Below are 18,538 nucleotides of genomic sequence, written 5' to 3' on the forward strand. Positions count from 1 at the left end.
TTACCCCAGTAACGGTATTTTTGTGGTGGCGAGTTTAATGATGATGTACAGCACCACCAACGCCAGCGGAAAAGCGATTAATCGCGCCTGCTGACTGCGCGCCCGACGATAATCGAGCGCAATAAAACCCAAAACGATGTAAATGATAACCCCAAACAGCTTTTCAGTCAGCCATGTCCCGTGCTCAGTGAATGGCAGGATGTGCGCTTTAACCATTAACGCTACGCCGCTGAGTAATAAAACGGTATCGACAACCGGCGGCACGATGCGCGTCCAGCGCGCGCAGACAAGGCGCGAGTCGGTGTAACGCCACCAAAATCGCAGCGTCAGCAAACCAACCGAAAGCGCAATGCTGATGAGATGGACGTTGAGTAACACACCGAAGATACTCATGATGGGATGCGTCCAAGCGTAATTCGCTCGTTGCCGCCATAGTCACGACAGGTTTCAACCGCCAGGTAACCCGCACGAGTAAAGGCATCACGGACGGCCTCGCCCTGCTGCCAACCATGTTCCAGCAACAGATAGCCGCCGGGCGTTAACACGCACTGAGACTGGTCAATGATATGCACGATGTCCGCCAGCCCCTGATCGCCCGCCACCAGCGCCGACAGCGGTTCAAAGCGAACGTCGCCTTGCGCCAGGTGCGGATCCTGTTCGTCGATATACGGCGGATTGCTGACAATCAAGTCAAACTGCTGTCCCTGCAATGCGCTAAACCAGTTACTTTGCAGCACGCAAACATTGTCGATGCCCAGTTGCTGCTTGTTGCGAATGGCCAGTGCCACGGCATCGGGCATGCGGTCTACGGCAGTCACTGCACAATCCGGACGCTCGGTTGCCAGCGCCAACGCAATGGCACCCGTGCCGGTTCCCAAATCAAGAATACGACACGCTGAGGCCGGCAGGCGAGCCAGCGCCTGCTCCACAAGACACTCGGTATCCGGACGCGGAATAAGCGTGGCTGGAGACACAAACAGCGGCAACGACCAGAACTCACGCACGCCGGTTAAGTGCGCCACCGGCTCTCCCCGCTGACGCCGCTCCAGTAGCGTATCAAGCTGTTGACGCTGCGCCTCGGTTAACTCTGTTTCGCCGAAAGCCAGAATAAAGGTGCGCCCTTTGCCAGTAACGAACTCGAGTAAAATCTCGGCGTCACGGCGCGGGCTTTCGCTTGCCTGTAATTGGCTAATCGCTTCACGCAGCCAGTGCTGATAATCCATTAATCCTGCTCGGACAATGCCGCCAGTTGATCGGCCTGGTATTCCTGGACAATCGGCTCAATGAGCATATCCAGTTTGCCTTCCATCGCTTCATCCAGACGGTAGAGCGTCAGGTTAATGCGGTGATCGGTCACACGACCCTGCGGGAAGTTATAGGTACGGTTACGATCGCTGCGATCGCCACTGCCCAACAGGTTGCGGCGTTCAGAGGCTTCCGCCTGTTGACGTCTTGCCACTTCGGCCGCACGAATTCGCGCCCCCAGCACCGACATCGCTTTGGCTTTGTTTTTATGCTGTGAACGTTCGTCCTGGCATTCCACTACGATACCGGTCGGTAAGTGGGTAATACGGATTGCGGAGTCGGTGGTGTTAACGTGCTGACCGCCCGCGCCTGATGAACGGAAGGTGTCAATACGCAGATCGGCCGGGTTGATGTCCGGCAGTTCGGCATCCGGCAGTTCCGGCATAACCGCGACCGTACAGGCAGAGGTATGAATACGCCCCTGCGATTCCGTCGCAGGTACGCGCTGCACGCGATGGCCGCCAGACTCAAACTTCAGTCTCCCGTAAACGCCTTCGCCGCTAATCTTGGCAATGACTTCTTTAAACCCGCCATGCTCGCCTTCGCTGGCGCTCATGATCTCAACCCGCCAGCGACGCGATTCAGCGTAACGGCTGTACATGCGGAACAGATCGCCGGCAAACAGCGCCGCTTCATCACCACCGGTTCCCGCGCGCACTTCGAGGAAGGCGTTACGTTCGTCATCGGGATCTTTAGGTAATAGCAGGACCTGCAGATGCTGTTCCAGCTGCTCACATTTCTCTTTTGCTTCGCGCAGTTCATCCTGCGCCATTTCACGCATTTCAGGATCGTCGAGCATCATCTGAGCCGTCTCGATATCTTCCTGAACCTGTTGCCAGTCCGTAAAACAGCGAGATACATCGCTTAATTGCGCATATTCGCGCGACAGCGCACGAAAGCGATCCTGGTCTGCGATAGTACCCGCATCACCGAGCAGCGCCTGAACTTCTTCATGGCGTTCATGCAGGGCTTCCAGTTTGGCAACGATAGAAGGCTTCATAGGCGTAAATGCACCCTGTAAAAATAAGATTGGTGTGCTGCTACTCCAGCCCGAGGCTGTCGCGCAGAATATTCAGGCGTTCACTATCCCCGTCACGGGCGGCCTGTTGAAGTGATTTGGTTGGTGCATGAATCAGGCGATTGGTCAGTTTCCAGGCCAGATCCTGCATAATGGCTTGCGCATCACCGCCCTGTTGAAGAGCGGCCAACGCTTTGGCGGTCAGTTCATCACGGATCTGTTCTGACTGACTGCGATACTCGCGGATAGTGTCGCTTGCGCCCTGGGCGCGTAGCCAGGCCATAAACTCGCTGGCTTCCTGCTCCACTATCGTTTCGGCTTCCACCGCCGCCGCTTTGCGCTGGGCCAGGTTATGCGAAATGATGCTTTGCAGGTCATCAACGCTGTACAGATAGGCGTTAGACAATTTACCCACTTCCGGCTCGACATCGCGCGGTACGGCGATATCCACCAGCAACATAGGCTGATTGCGGCGGTTTTTAAGCGCACGTTCCACCATTCCTTTGCCGATAATCGGCAGCGGACTGGCGGTAGAACTGATAATGATATCGGCATCCTGTAAACGCGCGTCTATATCACTCAGTGAAATCACCTCGGCGCCGACTTCATCCGCCAGCACCTGCGCACGCTCGCGAGTGCGGTTGGCGATGATCATCTTCTTCACTTTGTGTTCGCGCAAATGACGCGCCACCAGCTCGATGGTCTCGCCTGCACCGACTAACAGCACGGTTACCGTGGAGAGCGATTCAAATATCTGCCGCGCCAGCGTACAGGCGGCAAACGCCACCGACACGGCGCTGGCGCCGATGTCAGTTTCTGTACGTACACGTTTTGCGACAGAGAATGATTTCTGGAACATGCGTTCCAGCGCACTGGCGTTCAGGTGACCTTTTTGCGAATCCGCAAACGCTTTTTTCACCTGCCCAAGAATTTGCGGTTCACCGAGCACCAGTGAATCCAGACCGCTGGCAACACGCATCAAATGACTGACCGCGTCGTTGTCCTGGTGCCAGTACAAGCTGTTGCGCAGATCTTCTTCATTGAGGTTATGGTATTCACACAGCCAGCGAACCAGCGCTTCTTGCAGGTTATCCTGCTCTTCAACGCTGAGATACAGCTCCGTGCGGTTACACGTCGACAGCACTACCCCGCCCTGCACCATCGGCTGCGCGAGCAGGCTGTCCAGCGCCTGATCGAGCGTATCCGGCGAAAACGTTACGCGTTCTCGCAGCGATACAGGTGCCGTTTTATGGTTAATACCAAGCGCTAAAAGGGTCATGTGTGCGGGAATAGTACCAGCGTTGATAAGGTTAGACTGGGTGCATCATACAGGATGCGTGCGGTCAATAAAAGAGACTGACCCCTTTTGGAGTAATAGCTTAGTGCACAAATTTAAGCGATTTAAGATAACTTGAACGTAGACGATGTCTGATGGCGGCGCTAGCATTAAGAGTTATAACTGCAACGTATCTCAAGGATTTGTCATCATTATGACCCTGCCTGATTTTCGCCTGATTCGCCTGCTGCCGCTGGCGGCCCTGGTTCTTACTGCCTGTACGCTCAACGCGCCTAAAGGTCCCGGTAAAAGCCCCGATTCTCCGCAGTGGCGCCAGCACCAACAGGAAGTTCGCGCCCTGAACCAGTATCAGACGCGTGGTGCGTTTGCCTATATTTCCGATCAACAGAAAGTGTATGCCCGATTTTTCTGGCAGCAAACCGGTCAGGATCGCTATCGTCTCCTGCTGACCAACCCACTGGGCAGCACTGAACTGGAACTTAATGCGCAGCCTGGCAACGTCGAACTGGTCGATAACAAAGGCAAACATTACACCGCCGACGACGCTGAAGAGATGATCGGCAAACTGACCGGCATGCCTATCCCATTAAACAGCCTGCGCCAGTGGATCCTTGGACTGCCAGGTGACGCCACCGATTATAAGCTCGACGACCAATATCGTCTGAGTGAAGTGAACTACAGCAAAGACGGTAAAAACTGGAAAGTGGTCTATAGCGCCTACGACAGCAAAACCCAGCCAGCGATGCCAGCAAACATGGAGCTGTCCGACGGCTCCCAGCGTATTAAGCTGAAAATGGATAACTGGATTGTGAAATGATGACCCATTGGCCCTCTCCGGCAAAACTGAATTTGTTTTTATACATCACCGGACAGCGTGCGGATGGTTACCACACGCTGCAGACCTTATTTCAGTTTCTTGATTATGGCGACACGATAGATATTACGCCGCGTAGCGACGGCGAAATTCACCTGTTAACCCCAGTGGAAGGCGTTGCGCATGAAGACAATCTGATCGTCCGTGCGGCACGTTCGCTGATGAAAGCGGCATCTGAAAGCAATCGCCTTCCCAAAGGGAGCGGTGCTGACATCAGTATCGACAAACGCCTGCCGATGGGCGGCGGTCTTGGCGGAGGTTCGTCTAATGCGGCAACCGTTCTGGTGGCGCTGAATCATCTCTGGCAGTGCGGACTTTCGGTTGATGAACTGGCGGCACTCGGCTTAACGCTGGGGGCGGATGTTCCCGTATTCGTGCGCGGCCATGCGGCCTTTGCCGAAGGCGTTGGCGAAATTCTGACGCCGGTCGAGCCTGAGGAAAAGTGGTATCTGGTTGCTCATCCGGGAGTCAGTATTCCGACACCGGTGATTTTTAACGATCCCGACCTCCCGCGCAACACGCCAAAAAGGTCAATAAAAACGTTACTAAAATGTGAATTCGACAATGATTGCGAGGTTATCGCAAGAAAACGTTTTCGCGAGGTTGATGCGGCGCTTTCCTGGCTGTTAGAATACGCGCCGTCGCGCCTGACTGGTACAGGGGCTTGTGTCTTTGCTGAATTTGACACTGAGTCTCGTGCTCGCCAGGTGCTTGAGCAAGCCCCGGAATGGCTCAAAGGCTTTGTGGCGAAAGGCGTCAACCTCTCCCCATTGCACAGAGCGTTACTCTAAATCCTTCGGATTTCAGGAAGATGGCGAAATGACGAATCGCCAGGTGCATACAACTTCAGTATGTAACTGGTGTGAGGAATTGATGCCAGCGCAAATGAAACGCGAAAGATAAAGAGTAAGCCGGGCAAGCTGAGTTGCGGTGACAACGTCACCCTGTTCCAGACGTTGCATCGCGCTCTTTAATACACCGCATGGAGAGGATACTGCCTGGCCCGCACAGTTTTCGGCAGATTCTTTCCACCAATGGACGCATGCCTGAGGTTCTTCTCGTGCCTGATATGAAGCTTTTTGCTGGTAACGCCACCCCGGAACTAGCACAACGTATTGCCAACCGCCTGTACACTTCACTCGGCGACGCCGCTGTAGGTCGCTTTAGCGACGGCGAAGTCAGCGTACAAATTAATGAAAATGTACGCGGTGGTGATATTTTCATCATCCAGTCCACTTGTGCCCCTACTAACGACAACCTGATGGAATTGGTCGTTATGGTTGATGCGCTGCGCCGTGCTTCCGCAGGCCGTATCACCGCCGTTATTCCTTACTTCGGCTATGCACGTCAGGATCGTCGCGTACGTTCCGCTCGTGTACCGATTACCGCTAAAGTCGTCGCTGATTTCCTGTCCAGCGTTGGCGTTGACCGCGTCCTCACCGTTGACCTGCATGCTGAACAGATCCAGGGCTTCTTTGACGTACCGGTTGATAACGTATTCGGTAGCCCGATCCTGTTAGAAGACATGCTGCAGCTGAACCTGGACAACCCGATTGTGGTTTCTCCGGATATCGGTGGCGTCGTGCGTGCCCGCGCTATCGCTAAACTGCTGAACGATACCGACATGGCTATCATCGACAAACGTCGCCCGCGTGCGAACGTTTCTCAGGTGATGCACATTATCGGTGACGTTGCTGGTCGTGACTGTGTTCTGGTTGATGACATGATCGATACCGGCGGTACGCTGTGCAAAGCAGCAGAAGCACTGAAAGAACGTGGTGCTAAACGCGTATTTGCTTACGCCACTCACCCGATCTTCTCAGGTAATGCGGCAAACAACCTGCGCAATTCAGTGATTGATGAAGTCGTTGTCTGTGACACTATCCCACTGACTGACGAAATCAAAGCGCTGCCAAACGTGCGTACATTGACCCTGTCGGGTATGCTGGCCGAAGCGATTCGTCGTATCAGCAACGAAGAATCCATCTCTGCTATGTTCGAGCATTAATCGAGCCCGGCTCAAAAACCCGCTGCGGCGGGTTTTTTTATCTGCAATACTTATTTGTATGACTTATGCCTCCTTCACCTGCCATTTAGTTGACAGATGATGCGCTCATGGATGAAACATTATTGTGAACAGATTATTTTCCTCACATGTGATGCCTTTCCGCGCCCTCATCGACGCTTGTTGGAAAGAAAAATATACTGCCTCTCGCTTTACCCGTGACCTGATCGCCGGGATAACCGTTGGGATCATCGCCATTCCGCTGGCAATGGCCCTGGCAATAGGCAGTGGCGTTGCGCCGCAGTACGGCCTGTATACCTCAGCCGTCGCTGGGATTGTTATCGCCCTTACCGGGGGATCGCGCTTTAGCGTATCTGGCCCAACCGCCGCCTTCGTGGTCATTCTGTATCCGGTGTCGCAACAGTTTGGGCTGGCAGGCCTGCTGGTTGCCACGCTCATGTCCGGGATATTCCTGATCCTTTTCGGTCTCGCTCGTTTTGGCCGCCTGATCGAATATATCCCCGTGTCGGTAACGTTAGGTTTTACATCGGGTATTGGTATCACCATCGGTACCATGCAGATTAAAGATTTTCTTGGCCTGCAGATGGCCCATGTCCCGGAGCACTATCTGCAGAAGGTCGGCGCGCTATTTATGGCCTTGCCGACCATCAACGTTGGCGATGCCGCCATTGGCGTAGTGACGCTGGGGATCCTGATTTTCTGGCCGCGCCTGGGGATCCGACTGCCGGGTCACCTTCCCGCACTGCTGGCAGGCTGCGCGGTAATGGGTATCGTGAACCTGACCGGCGGCCATGTCGCCACCATTGGTTCTCAGTTCCACTACATTCTGGCTGACGGCTCACAGGGTAATGGTATCCCGCAGTTGCTGCCGCAGCTGGTCCTGCCGTGGAATATGCCGGAGTCAAACTTTACCCTGAGCTGGAGCTCGTTACAGGCGCTGTTACCGGCAGCCTTCTCGATGGCGATGCTGGGGGCAATTGAATCTCTGCTGTGCGCCGTCGTACTCGATGGAATGACCGGCACCAAACATAAAGCTAACAGCGAGTTGATTGGCCAGGGGCTGGGTAACATCGTGGCACCATTCTTTGGCGGTATCACCGCCACAGCGGCAATTGCCCGCTCTGCGGCAAACGTCCGCGCCGGGGCGACCTCGCCAATCTCTGCGGTTATCCACGCGATTCTGGTGATCCTTGCCCTGCTGGTACTTGCACCGCTGCTTTCCTGGTTACCGCTTTCCGCCATGGCCGCCCTGCTGCTGATGGTGGCATGGAACATGAGTGAAGCGCATAAAGTCGTGGATTTGCTGCGCCATGCACCGAAAGACGACATCATTGTCATGCTGATGTGTATGTCGCTGACGGTACTGTTCGACATGGTTATTGCCATCAGCGTCGGTATCGTTCTCGCCTCTCTGCTGTTTATGCGTCGTATTGCGCGCATGACTCGCCTGGCGCCGGTCAACGTAGACGTACCGGACGATGTACTGGTGCTGCGCGTTATTGGTCCGCTGTTCTTTGCCGCGGCGGAAGGATTATTTACCGATCTCGAGTCACGTATTGAAGGTAAACGCATCGTAGTCTTGAAGTGGGACGCGGTCCCGGTACTGGATGCCGGTGGTCTGGACGCTTTCCAACGCTTTGTAAAACGTCTGCCGGAAGGTTGTGAATTACGCATCAGTAATCTGGAATTCCAGCCGCTACGTACCATGGCGCGCGCGGGCATTCAGCCGATTGCCGGGCGCCTGACGTTCTTCCCGAATAAAGATGCTGCGCTAGCAGATATCCGCTGACGTGTAGCCCGGCCAGGCGAAACGCCGCCGGATTACAAATGACAGACAAAAAAATGGCTCCCGTACGTGGGAGCCATTTTTATAACAAGCTTATTGCTTACGCGTTCAGCAGTTGCTCAGCCGTTGCCTTCACGCTTGCCAGCAGGACTTTAACATCCTCCAGACATACCGTCGGATTGAGCAGCGTTAGCTTCAGGCAGGTGACACCATCTGCTTCGGTCACGCCGACGTTGGCGCTACCTGAAGCCAGAAGAACGTCGCCAATACGCTGGTTCAGCAGCGCGACAAATGCCACGTCGTCACTTTGCGGGCGGAAGCGGAACAGCACGCTTGCCAGCTGCGGCTCCATCACCAGTTCAAGATGCGGCTGGGTTTTGACAAACTCAGCAACATCACGCGCCAGCGTCACACCGTTATCAATGATCTCGGCATACTGCTTTTTGCCCAGCGCTTCGAGGCCCATCCACAGCTTCAGCGCATCGAAACGACGCGTGGTCTGCAGCGACTTCGATACCAGGTTTGGTACGCCAGCCTCTTCATCGAAATCAGAGTTCAGGTACGCCGCCTGGTAACGCATCAGCTCGTAGTGGCGCGCATCTTTTAACAGGAACGCACCGCAGCTGATAGTCTGGAAGAACTGCTTGTGGAAATCCAGCGTCACGGAATCTGCCAGTTCAAGGCCGTTCAGGAAGTCACGGTACTTATCAGAAAGAAGTAACGCCCCGCCCCATGCCGCATCCACGTGCATCCAGATCTGATGTTCTGCAGCCAGCGCTGCAATATCCGCTAACGGATCGATTGCGCCCGCATCGGTAGTACCGGCAGTGACGACGATTGCCATCACCTGCTCACCGTTGGCTTTCGCCTGGGCCAGCTTGTCTTTCAGGTCAGCCAGATCCATGCGTGAAAACGCATCGGTCTTCACCTGGGTGACGGAACGGTAGCCCAGCCCCATCAGCGCCATGTTCTTCTGCACGGAGAAGTGCGCGCTTTCAGAGCAGAACACTTTGATTTTACTCAGATCACCGGTCAGACCATCCTGCTGAATGGAGTGCCCCTGGCGAGCGAAGAAAGCATCACGCGCCAGCATCAGGCCCATCAGGTTACTCTGCGTACCGCCGCTGGTGAATACGCCCGCATCGCCTGTCGGGTATCCAACCTGCTCACGCAACCACTCGATCAGCTTGATCTCAATGATGGTGGCCGACGGGCTCTGGTCCCAGGAGTCCATACTCTGGTTGGTGGCGTTGATCAGCACTTCCGCCGCCTGGCTAATTACCAGGCTCGGGCAGTGCAGATGCGCCACGCACTGCGCATGGTGAACCAACAAGCTGTCTTTGAGGAAGTATTCAACCGCACGCTCAATAGCGGCCTGGTTGCCCAGGCCCTGAGACGTAAAATTCAGGTTGATACGTTCACGCAGTTGCTCAACGGTTTTACCCTGATACATCTCAGGCTGCTTCAACCATTCAACGACCGCTTGCGTACTCTGCTCGATAGCGTCCTGATAAGCTGCAATGCTTTGCGCCGAGCCGGACAGAATCGGGTTTACGTCTGACATTCGATCCAACTCCGTTTAAACCGGCTTCACGCCAGCGCCCAGCAGGGCGTTTTCGAATTTATCGAGGAAGATTTCCAGCTCAGCGTTGGTGATCAGCAGTGACGGCAGCAGGCGCAGCACGCATCCGTTGCGGCCACCACGCTCCAGAATCAGCCCATTTTCGAAGCATTTTTTCTGCAGCAACGCGGACAGCTCGCCATCGGCCGGGTAGCAGCCCATGTGATCCTGCGCTTCGTTCGGCTTCACGATTTCCAGGCCGATCATCAGCCCCAAACCGCGCACCTGGCCGATAACCGGGTAGCGTTTCTGCAGGTCAGCCAGTTTGCCTTTCAGCCACTCGCCCTGGGCAGCAACTTTATCGGCAATCTTGTCGTCTTTGAGGATCTTCAGCGTTGTCAGACCGGTCGCCATCGCCAACTGGTTGCCGCGGAAAGTGCCAGTGTGGTGGCCCGGAGCCCACGCATCGAACTGCTTTTTAATGCCCAGCACCGCCAGTGGCAGACCGCCACCAACCGCTTTGGACATCACGATGATATCTGGCTCAATACCGGCGTGTTCGAAGGCGAACAGTTTACCGGTACGTGCAAAGCCCGCCTGAACTTCATCGATGATCAGCAGAATGCCGTGCTCCTGCGTCACTTTACGAATGCGCTGCAGCCACTCGACCGGAGCCGGATTCACGCCACCTTCACCCTGCACCGCTTCGAGGATCACGGCTGCCGGTTTACGCACGCCGCTTTCAACGTCGTTGATCAGGTTTTCGAAGTAGTAGGTTAATGCTTTAACGCCAGCGTCGCCGCCGATACCCAGCGGACAACGGTATTGATGCGGATACGGCATAAACTGCACTTCCGCCATCATGTTGCTGACCGCTTCTTTCGGCGACAGGTTGCCGGTCACGGACAGCGCACCGTGGGTCATCCCGTGGTAGCCACCGGAGAAACTGATGATGCTGGAACGGCCGGTGACTTTCTTCGCCAGCTTCAGCGCCGCTTCAACAGCATCAGCGCCGGACGGACCGGTGAACTGCAGGCAATATTCTTTGCCCTGACCCGGTAATAAAGAAAGTAAATATGATGAGAATTCATCTTTTAACGGCGTGGTAAGGTCAAGCGTATGTAACGGTAAGCCGCTTGTGATGACACTTTGAATGCTCTGCAGCACTTCAGGATGGTTATGACCAAGCGCCAGGGTTCCGGCACCTGCCAGGCAATCAAGATATTGATTATTTTCTACATCAGTAATCCAGACGCCCTGCGCTTTAGCGATCGCTAATGGCAGTTTACGTGGATAGCTGCGGACATTAGATTCAAACTCAGCCTGTCTTGCTAAAAAGGTATCATTGCTCTGTAGTAATGAATTAGCACTTAAAGTATCAATACGGACTTTATCCGTCATCATATCACTCCTACAACCAGGTGTAGATTAACGCCTGATTGAATAAATGGTTATAAGGATTACCTGTAAAAAAGCGCGGCTAATATATGTTGTTTTAGCTTAGGACTCAATCATTTATTTTTCGGCATTGAAAATAACAACTTTTCCCTTTAAATTCAAAGCGTAACAACTATTTACCATTACTAAATCCTAAAGAAATATATCTATTTAATTAACAATGTTGTAGCTAATTGCAACGCAGACAATCTAATAAAAACCATGGAATTTTCGTGTTTTTATTATTTTTTTACACGTTTTTACCATTAATGATGCTCGCGATATCTTGTGATGCCATGATTTTTCACTTATTTGTCGATAAATCGAATAAAAAAGTCGATCCCTAAATATAAATCACTTAGTATGGCGCGCTTATTTGCAGGCTATGTAGATAAAATTAATGCGCAGCACCCGATAACGCGTACAGGCGACACGCGTTATCGACAACAGGTATTCCCTGGGTTGTCAGCAGAAATGTTCGCGGGCGGACATTTCGTAAGGCGAACGTCGTTCCCTTATGCCGAGAATGAAAATTTTCTAGCCATACTTTTATGGCGCCCTGATATGAGATTGTTATGACTCGCATTTATCCACCATCCGTCGTTGCCAAATTTGGCGGCACCAGCGTCGCTGATTTTGATGCGATGAACCGCAGCGCCAGCATTGTCCTTGCTGATCAAGATGTCCGTTTAGTCGTTTTGTCTGCTTCAGCAGGCGTGACAAACTTACTGGTTGAGCTTTCTGAAGGTCTGGAAACACATCAACAATTAGATAAGATTGAGACTTTACGCGCCATCCAATACAACATTATTTCCCGCCTGAAGCAGCCGTCCGTTATCAGCACGGAAATCGATAATCTTCTAAACAATATACGTCGTCTTGCACAAACGGCGATGGTTTCGCCGTCTGATGCGTTAAGCGATGAGTTAGTCAGCCATGGCGAGCTGATGTCCTCGCTACTGTTTACTGAAGTCTTACGTGAACGGCATGCCGAGGCCGGGTGGTTTGACGCCCGCAGCGTGATGCGTACTAACTCGAACTTCGGCTGCGCCGAACCCGAGCTTGGCACACTGCACCACCAGGTGGAGACTCACCTGCGCCCTCGTCTTGAGCAAGCGATTATGGTGACTCAGGGATTTATCGGGCGTGATGCCGCAGGACACACCACAACGCTTGGACGCGGCGGTAGTGATTACACGGCTACGCTTCTCGGTGAGGCGCTTCACGCCACACGCGTTGACATCTGGACCGACGTCGCAGGGATCTACACCACCGACCCACGCATTGCGCCGCGGGCCAAACGAATCGACCATATCTCATTTTCCGAGGCCAGCGATATGGCCGCCTACGGTGCGAAGGTCCTCCACCCGGCGACACTGCTCCCGGCAATGCGTAAAAGCATTCCGGTCTTTGTTGGCTCAAGTAAGGATACTGCCGCCGGAGGTACGCTGGTGCACAACACCACCGATAATCCACCTCGCTATCGCGCGCTCGCCGTGCGTCGTAAACAGACGCTGTTGCGGTTACACAGTCTGGAGAAGCAAACTGCCTGTTCTTTCCTGGCGCAGTCCTTCGCCATTTTAGCTCGCCATGCGGTCACGGTGGATTTGGTTACAACCTCAGAGAATAGTATTGCGCTGGCGCTGGACGCCACTCATGCAACCTCAGGTGAAGACCATGTGTTGACCACCGCATTGTTTACCGCCTTGTCCTCCCACTGTCGTGTGGAAGTGGAAACCGGGCTGGCGTTGGTCACTTTGGTGGGGAATCAACTCACACAGGCTGCGGGAGTTTGCAAAGACGTTTTTGCCTGGCTTGAAGAGCATACGGTACGAATGATTTGCCATGGGGCGTCAAACGACAACCTGAGTATCCTGTTGCCGGCTGACAATGCAGACAGCGCGATCAAAGCGTTACATTATCGGTTATTCGAATAACGCTTCTTTGTAGTATGCCACCAAAGGTAGAAGTCGTTTAATCCAGTACTGACGAACAAGCAGAGCCCTGGTTTTTAAACCAGGACTTTGTGTTCAAACAACTGCACTCCGAGTTGGGAGAGCTATTTAGTTATGCCGATGATTGGTATCACCGCGACGGCAGCGTTTGTCATAGTGGCGCACCCACCAGTAACGATCGCTGATTTGTTCGTGCCCCCCCACTCTGGCACCCGCCAACCAGAGGACACCACCAACAAAAATACTGAGCACGGCACCATGTGCGAAAAACTGTGGCAGATTAAATTGCGGCAGTTGGTTTAAAATAGAGTAACCAACACCACCCACCATCACCACCAACCCTAAAGCCATGAGCACGTTACCGAGTAACGAAGCGTTTTTGCGTTTCATGTGTCACCTCCGGAACTTTGGGTTGTTACAGGGAATACCCCTAATCCTTATGTGTAAAGTATAGACAACACTGCCGTTCGCAAGTGCGGGAGCGATCACAATTACAAACACTCATGCAACAAAACTTTACAAATAAGCCACTGAACACACTCATTTTCTAATAGTCCATTTGTGCAATTATTCAGCTTTTGGCGATAAGCACGCAGTTTTTTGTCAACAGCAGCGTCAGACAGTAAACTACACGTCGTTTATCGAAACACTCAGGACAAAACACGTGGCGATTAAATTGATTGTCGGCCTGGCGAACCCCGGCGCAGAGTATGCGGCAACGCGACACAATGCAGGCGCATGGTATGTCGATCTGCTGGCAGAAAGATTACGCGCTCCCCTGCGCGATGAGCCGAAATTCTTCGGCTACACCTCCAGAGTTACGCTTGAAGGTGAAGACGTCCGTCTGCTGGTGCCAACCACATTTATGAATCTGAGCGGCAAGGCTGTCGGTGCGATGGCCAGTTTTTATCGTATTAACCCCGATGAAATTTTGGTCGCACACGATGAGTTAGACCTGCCCCCTGGCGTGGCCAAATTTAAGCTTGGCGGCGGTCATGGCGGACATAATGGCCTGAAAGACATCATTAGTAAGTTAGGTAATAACCCCAACTTTCATCGTTTACGCGTTGGAATTGGCCATCCGGGCGATAAAAACAAAGTTGTCGGATTTGTTTTAGGCAAACCGCCTGTTTCAGAACAGAAGTTAATTGATGAAGCAATTGACGAAGCGGCACGTTGTACCGAGATATTGTTCAAAGACGGCCTGACCAAAGCAACGAGCCGGTTACACACCTTTAAAGCGCAATAAGCAGCGATGTGCGGCATTTTTCTCGCGTGCTGTGTATAATAGGCAAAGTTATTTACATTTCTACAATCTGTTTTCCATAACAGGTTGAATATCAAAAGATTAAGGTGATTTAAACATGGGATTCAAATGCGGTATCGTCGGTTTGCCAAACGTAGGCAAATCCACCCTGTTCAACGCGCTCACAAAAGCGGGTATTGAAGCGGCAAACTTCCCGTTCTGTACTATCGAGCCGAACACCGGTGTTGTCCCGATGCCCGATCCGCGTCTGGATCAACTGGCCGAAATCGTCAAACCGCAGCGTATCCTGCCAACAACGATGGAATTCGTCGACATTGCCGGTCTGGTAAAAGGGGCGTCCAAAGGTGAAGGCCTGGGTAACCAGTTCCTGACCAACATCCGTGAAACCGAAGCTATCGGCCACGTGGTGCGTTGCTTTGAAAACGACAACATCATCCACGTTAATAACAAAGTGGATCCGGCTGATGACATTGAAGTTATCAATACCGAGCTGGCGTTGTCCGACCTCGACACCTGTGAGCGCGCTATCCATCGCGTGCAGAAGAAGGCCAAAGGCGGCGACAAAGACGCTAAAGCAGAACTGGCTGCGCTGGAAAAATGCCTGCCACAGCTGGAAAACGCTGGCATGCTGCGCGCGCTGAAAACGCTGACTGACGAAGACAAAGCGGCCATCAAATACCTGAGCTTCCTGACGCTGAAGCCAACAATGTACATCGCCAACGTCAACGAAGACGGTTTTGAAAATAACCCGTACCTCGATAAAGTGCGCGAAATCGCGGCTGCCGAAGGTTCTGTTGTGGTTGCCGTTTGCGCAGCCGTTGAAGCTGACATCGCAGAACTCGATGATGCTGACCGTGAAGAATTCATGGCTGAAATGGGTCTGGAAGAGCCGGGCCTGAACCGCGTTATCCGTGCTGGCTACGAATTGCTGAACCTGCAGACCTACTTCACCGCTGGCGTGAAAGAAGTCCGTGCATGGACCATTCCTGTCGGTGCCACGGCTCCGCAGGCAGCCGGTAAAATCCATACCGACTTCGAGAAAGGCTTTATCCGCGCACAAACCATCGCGTTTGAAGATTTCATCACCTATAAAGGTGAGCAAGGTGCGAAAGAAGCTGGGAAAATGCGTGCCGAAGGTAAGGACTATATCGTCAAAGATGGCGATATCATGAACTTCCTGTTCAACGTCTAAATAAAATTTGTTGTCTTATGAGGTTTCATTGAATCTCATAACAATGAATAAACCCTATAAAATCCACGCAATTGCGTGGATTTTTCATTTCGTAGCATCTCAGAGGATCCCGCTGCTGCGCATCTGAAAGTTGGCAACAAACACGATGACCAAAAAGGCTGAGCTATTTTGGCAAAGCAGCAGTAGCCACGTGAGCGTACTCATATTGAGGCGCGCGGAAGCCAGGGGCTGTCTACCCGCACGGTATCCCGGTGATCGAGCCCCTGGATAAGATGCAGCGCGCTAAGACGACCGATTTCATAGTGCGGCAGCTGTACCGTTGATAGCGGCGGCAAAAAAAGCTCGCCGGTGCCCACCATATTGTCATAGCCCAGCACAGCGACGTCCTGCGGAATGCGCAGCCCTCGCCCCAGCAAGAGCTGGTAGATAACAAAAGCCACGCGGTCGTTACCACACACCACCGCATCGAACATCGGGCGCGCGGCGCTCAGGTAATGCCCTGCAATCTCCGCCGCATCAATATGGTGGCGCTCGCCCGGCGGAAGATAGTGGTGGAACATTGCATCAGGGTCGACACCCGCTTCACGACAAGCCCTCTCCATTCCCGCCCGACGGCGATCGGTCGCCACAATTCCTTTCGGCAGGTGGATGCACAGCAGTCGGCGATAGCCTGCGGCCAACAGCGCTTTCACACCAAGATATTGCCCTTGTTCATCATCCGGAATATAGGTGGGAAAAGGGCCGCTTGTGCTTTCACAGTTCGCCAGCACGCAGCGATACTTATGCAGCTTTTCCGGTACCGGTACCTGGCGCAATCCCATCGCGGTGTAGATAATACCGTCCGGGCGATGCGCCAACAGCAGATCAACCATTTTCTCTGGCTTGTCATTGCTGAACATATTCACCACAAAGCTATTCCAACCGTGTGCCCGCGCGGTCTCTTCGATAGAGAGCGTTATCTCCACGGAAAATGGCGTAGTCATGGTGTCCAGCGCCAGCACCCCAATCGTGTTAGCTGTGGTTTTCGCACCACGAATTTTTTTAGCGGAGAGATCGGAGACATACCCCAGCGCATCTACCGCTTCCATCACCTTTTTATAGGTTTCAGGCCGTAGTCGTTCAGGCTCGTTAATCGCCCGCGATACGGTCATTAACGAGACGTTAGCCCGCTGCGCCACATCCTTTAAAGATGCCATACCCTCTCCTTCGCCGATGTTCACTTTGCCGGGGTCTGAAAATGCGATCTCGATAACGCCCGCAAAATGTTAACGTTAACTTTTGTGATTAACATCGATATTACCATCAAATCTGCGAGAAAACCGAGAATGTTAACGTTATCTTTTGATCAATTCACTTACAGGGACAAGCAAATGACGTCACTACTTTCCAAAGCCAACGAAGCCTTAAGCCAGCAGAAAGACCTTGTAAACCCGCGCTGGTATCCACGCTATCACCTGGCGCCACCAACGGGTTGGATGAACGATCCCAACGGTCTGTCCTGGTTCGATGGTTACTACCATGCGTTCTATCAGCACTATCCGTGGCAGCCGGTCTGGGGACCAATGCACTGGGGCCATGCGCGCAGCCGCGATATGGTGAACTGGGAGCACTTACCCATCGCACTGGCACCAGAAGGGCCGGAAGATAAAGACGGCTGTTTTTCCGGTTCAGCGGTGGTTGAAGGCAATAAGCTGGCTCTGATCTACACCGGACATAAGTTTGACGGCGAGGCGAAAGAGGAAAACCTGTATCAGGTACAGTGCCTGGCCACCAGCACCGACGGGATTCACTTTGAACGCCAGGGCATGATTCTGGATACCCCGCGAGGTGTACACCATTTTCGCGATCCGAAAGTCTGGCAAGAGGGAGACAACTGGTACATGGTGGTGGGCGCCCGGGTCGATGACGTGGGCGAAGTGCAGCTCTATCGCTCGCAAGATCTACAGCACTGGCAGTTTGCCAGCACGCTCGGCAGGGCCGATGACGGCATGGGCTACATGTGGGAGTGCCCAGACCTCTTCCCACTCAACGATAAGCTCGTCTTCATGTTCTCGCCTCAGGGCATCGCCGCAGACGGATACGATTGCCGTAACCTGTTCCAGAGCGGCTATATGGTCGGCGAATGGCAGGATAATCTCCATTTTCACGTCACCCACGCCTTCCAGGAGATGGATCACGGGCATGATTTTTACGCCCCCCAGTCATTTACCACCCCGGATGGGCGCCGCATCGTGATTGGCTGGCTGTCGATGTGGGAATCGCCAATGCCAGAACAAGCCGACGGCTGGGCGGGCATGCTTACTCTCCCCCGCGAGGTGACGCTCGATACCGATCAGCGGCTGCGTATGAACCCGGTGAAAGAGCTGGAATTATTACGCGGTGAGCTTCATGTCTGGCCGGTCAGCGAACTGCACAATCGCATCCTGATGGTAGAGGAGCAGGCGCACGCTATTGAAGTCGAACTGAGCATCGATATCGCCCGCAGCAGTGCTGAAGAATATGGTATCGCGCTGGGTGGCGGACTACGGGTCTACGTCGATGCTCAGGCACAGCGTCTGGTGCTGGATCGTCGCTACCCGCAGCATGGTCTCTCTGGTTATCGCAGCGTGCCGCTGCCAGTTGGTGACCGGCTGGATCTGCGCTTATTTATCGACAGCTCCTCGGTAGAGGTATTTGTCAATCACGGTGAATATACCCTTAGCAGTCGTATTTATCCTGAACCGGACGATCGCCAACTGACCTTATTCAGCCTGAACGGACACGCCATTTTTAATCAAGGGCATGCCTGGCCGCTCAGCGCCAAATAAACACCCGTCTTAC

General features: G+C 53.4%; 16 protein-coding genes. 8 read left to right on the forward strand and 8 right to left on the reverse strand.

Features of this window, described 5'->3' with window-relative positions; translation table 11 throughout:
* From sirB2 to hemA, 4 genes are read right to left on the reverse strand one after another with little or no spacing between them, the layout of a single operon-like run.
* A complete protein-coding gene (gene sirB2 / locus OGY10_RS13190; protein WP_125362582.1) occupies positions 1 to 393 on the reverse strand; it encodes an invasion regulator SirB2 in 393 nt (130 codons plus the stop codon).
* The gene (prmC, locus tag OGY10_RS13195; RefSeq protein WP_235127397.1) at positions 390 to 1,223 is read right to left on the reverse strand and encodes a peptide chain release factor N(5)-glutamine methyltransferase; all 834 of its coding nucleotides are present in this window, start codon (positions 1,221 to 1,223) and stop codon (positions 390 to 392) included. The genes sirB2 and prmC overlap by 4 nt, the downstream gene beginning before the upstream one ends.
* Positions 1,223 to 2,305: a peptide chain release factor 1 gene (gene prfA, locus OGY10_RS13200; protein WP_003020786.1), complete on the reverse strand. Its 1,083-nt coding sequence runs from the start codon at positions 2,303 to 2,305 to the stop codon at positions 1,223 to 1,225. The genes prmC and prfA overlap by 1 nt, the downstream gene beginning before the upstream one ends.
* 40 nt (positions 2,306 to 2,345) lie before the next feature.
* Complete coding sequence (gene hemA / locus OGY10_RS13205; protein ID WP_003833420.1) at positions 2,346 to 3,602, reverse strand: glutamyl-tRNA reductase; 1,257 nt, start codon at positions 3,600 to 3,602, stop codon at positions 2,346 to 2,348.
* Between the two features lie 211 nt (positions 3,603 to 3,813).
* Here hemA and lolB point away from each other — a divergent pair, with 211 nt between their 5' ends.
* From lolB to dauA, 4 genes are all read left to right on the forward strand, one after another.
* Positions 3,814 to 4,437: a lipoprotein insertase outer membrane protein LolB gene (lolB, locus tag OGY10_RS13210; protein ID WP_003833422.1), complete on the forward strand. Its 624-nt coding sequence runs from the start codon at positions 3,814 to 3,816 to the stop codon at positions 4,435 to 4,437.
* Positions 4,434 to 5,285: a 4-(cytidine 5'-diphospho)-2-C-methyl-D-erythritol kinase gene (gene ispE / locus OGY10_RS13215; RefSeq protein WP_191227119.1), complete on the forward strand. Its 852-nt coding sequence runs from the start codon at positions 4,434 to 4,436 to the stop codon at positions 5,283 to 5,285. The genes lolB and ispE overlap by 4 nt, the downstream gene beginning before the upstream one ends.
* Before the next feature lie 269 nt (positions 5,286 to 5,554).
* Positions 5,555 to 6,502, forward strand: a complete 948-nt coding sequence (gene prs / locus OGY10_RS13220) for a ribose-phosphate diphosphokinase (RefSeq protein WP_001518537.1) — start codon at positions 5,555 to 5,557, stop codon at positions 6,500 to 6,502.
* A gap of 124 nt (positions 6,503 to 6,626) precedes the next feature.
* The gene (gene dauA, locus OGY10_RS13225) at positions 6,627 to 8,309 is read left to right on the forward strand and encodes a C4-dicarboxylic acid transporter DauA (RefSeq protein ID WP_008784981.1); all 1,683 of its coding nucleotides are present in this window, start codon (positions 6,627 to 6,629) and stop codon (positions 8,307 to 8,309) included.
* 97 nt (positions 8,310 to 8,406) lie between these two features.
* Here the strand turns inward: dauA and OGY10_RS13230 are convergent, their stop codons facing one another.
* Both OGY10_RS13230 and OGY10_RS13235 read right to left on the reverse strand, forming a co-directional pair.
* Positions 8,407 to 9,870, reverse strand: coding sequence for a pyridoxal phosphate-dependent decarboxylase family protein (locus tag OGY10_RS13230; RefSeq protein WP_502873678.1), 1,464 nt, complete (start codon positions 9,868 to 9,870; stop codon positions 8,407 to 8,409).
* A gap of 15 nt (positions 9,871 to 9,885) precedes the next feature.
* Positions 9,886 to 11,271 (reverse strand): diaminobutyrate--2-oxoglutarate transaminase, encoded by a 1,386-nt coding sequence (locus OGY10_RS13235; RefSeq protein ID WP_286576877.1) that lies wholly within the window; start codon positions 11,269 to 11,271, stop codon positions 9,886 to 9,888.
* Positions 11,272 to 11,879: 608 nt separating this feature from the next.
* On the opposite strand from OGY10_RS13235, the gene lysC reads away from it, so the two are divergent.
* Positions 11,880 to 13,241: a lysine-sensitive aspartokinase 3 gene (lysC, locus tag OGY10_RS13240; RefSeq protein WP_191227117.1), complete on the forward strand. Its 1,362-nt coding sequence runs from the start codon at positions 11,880 to 11,882 to the stop codon at positions 13,239 to 13,241.
* 126 nt (positions 13,242 to 13,367) lie between these two features.
* On the opposite strand, the gene ychH is transcribed toward lysC, so the two are convergent.
* Positions 13,368 to 13,649: a stress-induced protein YchH gene (gene ychH, locus OGY10_RS13245; protein ID WP_003833480.1), complete on the reverse strand. Its 282-nt coding sequence runs from the start codon at positions 13,647 to 13,649 to the stop codon at positions 13,368 to 13,370.
* 274 nt (positions 13,650 to 13,923) lie between these two features.
* Here ychH and pth point away from each other — a divergent pair, with 274 nt between their 5' ends.
* Together pth and ychF are read left to right on the forward strand one after the other, a co-directional pair.
* Positions 13,924 to 14,508 carry an aminoacyl-tRNA hydrolase gene (pth, locus tag OGY10_RS13250; RefSeq protein ID WP_003020814.1) on the forward strand — a complete coding sequence of 195 codons (585 nt, stop codon included), beginning with the start codon at positions 13,924 to 13,926 and terminating at the stop codon, positions 14,506 to 14,508.
* 115 nt (positions 14,509 to 14,623) lie between these two features.
* Positions 14,624 to 15,718, forward strand: coding sequence for a redox-regulated ATPase YchF (gene ychF, locus OGY10_RS13255; RefSeq protein ID WP_003020818.1), 1,095 nt, complete (start codon positions 14,624 to 14,626; stop codon positions 15,716 to 15,718).
* Between the two features lie 200 nt (positions 15,719 to 15,918).
* On the opposite strand, the gene OGY10_RS13260 is transcribed toward ychF, so the two are convergent.
* Entirely contained in the window at positions 15,919 to 16,914 is a 996-nt protein-coding gene (locus OGY10_RS13260; protein WP_032943717.1) for a LacI family DNA-binding transcriptional regulator, read from the reverse strand.
* Positions 16,915 to 17,088: 174 nt separating this feature from the next.
* Here OGY10_RS13260 and OGY10_RS13265 point away from each other — a divergent pair, with 174 nt between their 5' ends.
* Positions 17,089 to 18,525 (forward strand): glycoside hydrolase family 32 protein, encoded by a 1,437-nt coding sequence (locus tag OGY10_RS13265; protein ID WP_191227116.1) that lies wholly within the window; start codon positions 17,089 to 17,091, stop codon positions 18,523 to 18,525.
* Positions 18,526 to 18,538: the final 13 nt, after the last annotated feature.

This window comes from Citrobacter sp. Cpo148 (assembly GCF_030332375.1).
Lineage (GTDB): Bacteria > Pseudomonadota > Gammaproteobacteria > Enterobacterales > Enterobacteriaceae > Citrobacter > Citrobacter portucalensis.